This window comes from Rhizobacter sp. P5_C2, assembly GCF_054049715.1.
Genome location: NZ_JBFULV010000200.1, coordinates 1 through 4,766, shown reverse-complemented (window position 1 = coordinate 4,766; position 4,766 = coordinate 1). Strand labels below are relative to the sequence as shown.

Here is a 4,766-nt window from a genome sequence, read left to right as displayed (position 1 = left end):
CGCTCGGGCCGGTCTCGGCCGGGGCCGGCACGCGTCGGCGCGCGGCGGCGCCGATGCGCGCCAGCAGCTCGGCACCGCGCACCGGCTTCGCGACGAAATCGTCGACGCCGGCGTTCAGCACGCGGGCCGCGGTCAGCGGGTCGGTGCGGCCGAGGGCGACCAAAGTCACTTCGGGGTTCAGCCAGTTGCGGCGCCAGTCGACGATCGCGGGGCAATCGGTGGCCGGGTCGTCGACATCGACGACGATCAATCCATGGTCGTCGCGCTTGATGCCGCGCAACAGAGTACCGGTGGATGTGTAGACCTCACAGTGGTAGCCGGCGCACTCCAGTGCGGTCCGTACGACCAGTTGCGTGTCTTTGTCTTCGATCAACAAGGCTGCTTTGTTCACGAGACTCCCCTATGTGTTGAATGATGTCTGACGGTCTCGTTCCGCAAGGCATGTGCCACGAAGCGGTGTATGGCTGCGCGACTTGCAAGCGGTTTCACAATTGCATGCAAGTGCTTGATTCGCCGTCAGGGGCCCGGGGAAGTGAACGAGCGTGCGACAGGCATCCGACAGCCCGCAAGGCGGCGGATGAATCAAGTTTGAGAAGGGAGCGGGGGCGGCTCTCTCACGACTGCGACAGCCATCGAACGCCACGGGACCCGACTGGCTCGACGCACGGCCGAAACCCGGTCCGGCCCAGTCAGCTTGTCGTCAGCGGGATGGCCGTAAACGCGTGCTCGGTGGCAGACTGCCTGGCGGCAAACACGGCGGGCCACGGGCAGCACGAAGGCCTGGCGCACGTCATCTGCGAATCGCGTGGCGCAAAGGAGTATCGGGAACCGGCGCGAGGCCGGGTCGTGCTCAGCCCGCCGGATCGACGCTCGGATCCTTGTACGCCGACGGATCCACCGCCAGCGCCTTCAGCTTGCGGTACATCGTCGCCGGCGTCAGCGAGAGTTCGGCACAGGCCGCCTTCACCGAGCCGCCGTGGCGGCGCAGCGCTTCTTCGAGCAGGCTGCGTTCGATCATCGCGACCGATTCGTCGAACGAGCGCGGCGCCGAGGCGGTCGGCTCGCCGTCGACGAAGATCGGCAGCCCGAGGATCATTCGCTCGGCGCAGGCCTTCAGCTCGCGCACGTTGCCCGGCCAGCGCGAGGCCAGCAGCGCCTGGCGCTGGTCCGGCGTCAGCGACGGCACCGGCATCTGGAAGCGCAGGCTCGCCTGCTGCAGGAAGATCTGGAACAGCCCGAGGATGTCGCCCAGCCGGTCGCGCAGCGCCGGGATCTTCAGCGAGGCCACGTTGAGCCGGTAGAACAGGTCGGGCCGGAACTCGCCCTTCTTCGCCAGGTCTTCGAGGCTCACCTTGGTCGCCGCGACGACCCGGAAGTTCACGTGGATCGGCTTGTTGTTGCCCAGGCGCTCGATCTCGCGCTCCTGGATCACGCGCAGCACCTTGGCCTGCAGCGCGAGCGGCATTGCTTCGATCTCGTCGAGGAACAGCGTGCCGTCCTTCGCGTGCTCGATCTTGCCGATGCGCTGCTTGCTCGCACCGGTGAAGGCACCGGCCTCGTGGCCGAACAGCTCGCTCTCGAACAGGCTCTCGGGGATCGCCGCGCAGTTCAGCGCGACGAAGTTGCCGCTGCGCCGGCCGAAATCGTGCAGGCAGCGCGCGACCAGCTCCTTGCCGGTGCCGGTCTCGCCGTGGATCAGCACGTCGACCGGGGTCGGCGCCAGCCGCAGGATCAGGTCGCGCAGCTCGCGCAGCGGCGCCGCGTCGCCGCGCACGATCTGGTCGATGCCGGACGATTCGGCCAGCCGCGTCTTCAGCTGCCGGTTCTCCTGCACCAACCGGTACTGGTCGGCGGCGCGCTGCATCACCGCCAGCAAGCGCTCGCGGCTGAACGGCTTCTCGAGGAAATCGTAGGCACCCGAGCGGATCGCCTGGATCGCGGTCGGGATGTCGCCATGGCCGGTCATCAGCACGACCGGCAGGTCGGCATCTTTTTCGCGCACGCGCTGCAGCACGAACAGGCCGTCGGCCTTGGGCAGGCGCAGGTCGGTCAGCACGGCGGCGGGCGCGACGGCGGCCATCTGCGCCATCGCCGATTCGGCGTCTTCGAACAGGCTGACCTGGTAGCCGGCGAGCTCCAGTGCACGCTTCACGCTGGCACGGAAGGCCTCGTCGTCCTCGATCACCAGGATGCGCGTCACCGGCGTGGCGGCAGGGCTGGCGGCTTTGTCGTTGTCTTGCATGGTCTTGTCGTGGATCGAGGGCTTCACGTGTCGGTCGGTCAATGCAAGCGATGCACCGATCGTAGCGCCCTGCCGGCGCATTGCGCGGGCGGCGGCGCGCAACTTCGCGCCGGCGTGCCGCACTTCGCGTCGGGCTGCAGCCCGCAGCGCCCGGTCGGCCTACCGTGGCGGTCAACGACGTCACTGCCCAAGGAACCCGCATGCCTCCGATCAATCCGATGTTGCTGAAGAACGGCGCCCAGCTCCTCGGCCGCGTCGCCCGGCAGGCCGGCGAAGCGGCAACGAAGGCCGCGCCCGGCCTGGCGGAGAAGGCAACAGGCGCGACGACGCGGCTCGCCGCGAAGACGATGAGCGGATTGGGCGGGCTGAACGCGCGCCTGCCCTCGCAGCTGCCGACCGGCGCGACGCTGCAGGCGGGCATCGCCGGGCTGCGACCGCGGCTGCAGAATGCGCAGCTGCTGGGGAAGATGGGGCGGCTGGGGCAGGCGGCACAGGCCCAGCTGGGGCAACTCGGACAACTCGAGCCATTGGGGCAGATGCGCCACGCGGTGCAGTCGGCGCTGCAGAACCCGATGGCCGCGGCCCTGCAGGGCTCGGACCGTGCCTCGCGCACCACCAGCGATTTCCTGCAGGCGATGGACAACGTGGAGAACAGCGCGCGGTACCAGGATTTCGCGCCGCCCGTCGTGGCCCGGCGGTTCGGCGAAGCCAAGAGCGGCCTGCAGGCGATCCACGACATGATCCAGCAGTTCCAGAGCGGACTGGGCCGGCTGGCGGGCGGCCCGAAGCCCTCGCCAGCCGGCGCGATGCCGGCTCCGCCGACGCTCCCGCCGCGCCCAACGCAACCAGTCACGCTTGCCCCACAGAAGCAGACCCTGCCGCTGGCCATCGAGGACAAGCCCAAGCCCGTCTCGCTGATGGACACCGAGCCCGGGCAGGCGATCCAGTCGCTGCGCGAGCGCGGCGTCGACCTGAAATCGTTCATGGGCGACCTGCACGGCTTCCAGACGCGCGGCAAGCCCAGCCGCGACGAGATGACGGCGCGCTACGGCGAGGCCTGCGACATCGGCAACGGCAGCGACCCGGTGCAATTGCGCAAGTTCTTCGCCGCGCTCACGAGGACCGTGCGCGCCGAGGAAGCCGGCTGAGCCCGGGCCCCGGGCCGCTCTCTTCACAGGATCTTCCACAGGACCACCCCCCAGGACAGCCACGATGACCCCGCATGCCGACACCCCCGAAGCCGCCTTCACCGACACGTCGTTCGACGACACCTCGTTCGGCGACACCTCGTTCGACGAACTGCGAGCCGAGGCGGTTCTGCGCTTCGAGGCGCTGGTCGACCGCGTCACCGACGGCCTGATGAACGACCCGGTCGACAACGGCCCGGCCCACGACCGCGAGGCCTGCCGGCTGGCTGCGATCGCGCTGCTGGCCGAGGCCAATCGGACGGCGTTCGGCGCCGATTCGGCGATCACGCAGGTGCTCCGATCCGCCAGCCTTCGGTGAACAGGCAGCTGCCAGGGGCAGCAGATCCGGGCCCGCTCCAGCGGGCTACAGCGTTCCCGGCACCGTCGTCGGATCTTCCAGCGGCACGCGCACGTCGAACACCGCGCCGCCGCTGCTGCCGTTGCGCGCCAGCAGGTCGCCGCCCATCTCGCGCATCACGTCGCGCGACAGCGCGAGGCCCAGGCCCAGGCCGCGCCCCGCCGCCTTGGTCGAGAAGAACGGCTGGAACAGCCGCTCCAGCACGGCCGGCGCGAGCCCGGGGCCGTTGTCGGCCACGCTGAGCACGACGAACTCGCCGTCGGCCGCGCAGCTGAACTCGATGCGGCGCGCGGCCACCGGCTCCAGCACGTCGAGCGCGTTGTTGACGAGGTTGGCGATGACCCGCACCAGCTGGCCCTCGAAGCCGTGCGCCAGCGCATCATCGAAGCCGATCACGATCTCGCACGGCGTCTGGCCCAGCCGCGAGCGCAGCATGCCCAGCGCCTCGAGCACCGCCTGGCGCAGGCTCAGCTGCTGCACCTGCGCGGTCGAGCGCGCCGGAAACGCGGCCAGCTGCGCGGTCAGGTCGGTCAGCCGGGTCGACAGCTTCAGCATCGAGCGCATGCTGGCCAGCACCTCGGCCGTCTCGCCGCTGTCGATCAGCTCCAGCGCCGTCTCGGCCACCAGCCGGATCGACGCCATCGGTTGGTTCAGCTCGTGGTTGATGCTCGCGACCAGGTGGCCGACGTTGGACAGCCGCTGCGCATAGGCCAGCGTCTGCTCGGTGCTGCGCAGCACCTGCTCGGCATCGCGGTCGAGCGCCAGCATTTCGGCGCGCAGCGCGATCGCCTCGCGCTGCTGCTCGGCGGCCACGCGCGAGCCTTCGGCATAGGCCTCGTAGGCGCCCGGGTGGTCGCCCTGGTCTTCGAGCAGGTCGGCCAGCAGCAGCCGCGCGGTGACGAGCCGCGGCTCGTTCGGCAGCGTCACCAGGTGGCGCACCGCCGCGCGCGCGCAGGCCACGGCCGCCCGGCTGCGGCTG

Annotated in this window: 5 protein-coding genes; 2 read left to right on the top strand and 3 right to left on the bottom strand. The window is 70.0% G+C overall.

Annotated features, from left to right (window positions below; genetic code table 11):
- Both ACXJLU_RS32770 and ACXJLU_RS32765 read right to left on the bottom strand, forming a co-directional pair.
- On the bottom strand, positions 1 to 391 hold a 391-nt coding region (locus tag ACXJLU_RS32770), incomplete at its 3' end, for a response regulator (RefSeq protein ID WP_457337914.1).
- A gap of 459 nt (positions 392 to 850) precedes the next feature.
- Positions 851 to 2,242, bottom strand: a complete 1,392-nt coding sequence (locus ACXJLU_RS32765) for a sigma-54-dependent transcriptional regulator (protein ID WP_457337913.1) — start codon at positions 2,240 to 2,242, stop codon at positions 851 to 853.
- Positions 2,243 to 2,442: 200 nt separating this feature from the next.
- Here ACXJLU_RS32765 and ACXJLU_RS32760 point away from each other — a divergent pair, with 200 nt between their 5' ends.
- Both ACXJLU_RS32760 and ACXJLU_RS32755 read left to right on the top strand, forming a co-directional pair.
- Positions 2,443 to 3,390, top strand: a complete 948-nt coding sequence (locus ACXJLU_RS32760; RefSeq protein WP_457337912.1) for a hypothetical protein — start codon at positions 2,443 to 2,445, stop codon at positions 3,388 to 3,390.
- Between the two features lie 64 nt (positions 3,391 to 3,454).
- The gene (locus tag ACXJLU_RS32755; protein WP_457337911.1) at positions 3,455 to 3,748 is read left to right on the top strand and encodes a hypothetical protein; all 294 of its coding nucleotides are present in this window, start codon (positions 3,455 to 3,457) and stop codon (positions 3,746 to 3,748) included.
- Between the two features lie 45 nt (positions 3,749 to 3,793).
- Here the strand turns inward: ACXJLU_RS32755 and ACXJLU_RS32750 are convergent.
- The coding region (locus ACXJLU_RS32750) for a sensor histidine kinase (protein ID WP_457337910.1) at positions 3,794 to 4,766 on the bottom strand (973 nt) is incomplete at its 5' end.

Excerpts from the sequence above, each read along its gene's own strand:
- ACXJLU_RS32765 (WP_457337913.1), bottom strand. The coding sequence starts at position 2,242 with ATGCAAGACAACGACAAAGCCGCCAGCCCTGCCGCCACGCCGGTGACG.
- ACXJLU_RS32760 (WP_457337912.1), top strand. The coding sequence starts at position 2,443 with ATGCCTCCGATCAATCCGATGTTGCTGAAGAACGGCGCCCAGCTCCTC.
- ACXJLU_RS32755 (WP_457337911.1), top strand. The coding sequence starts at position 3,455 with ATGACCCCGCATGCCGACACCCCCGAAGCCGCCTTCACCGACACGTCG.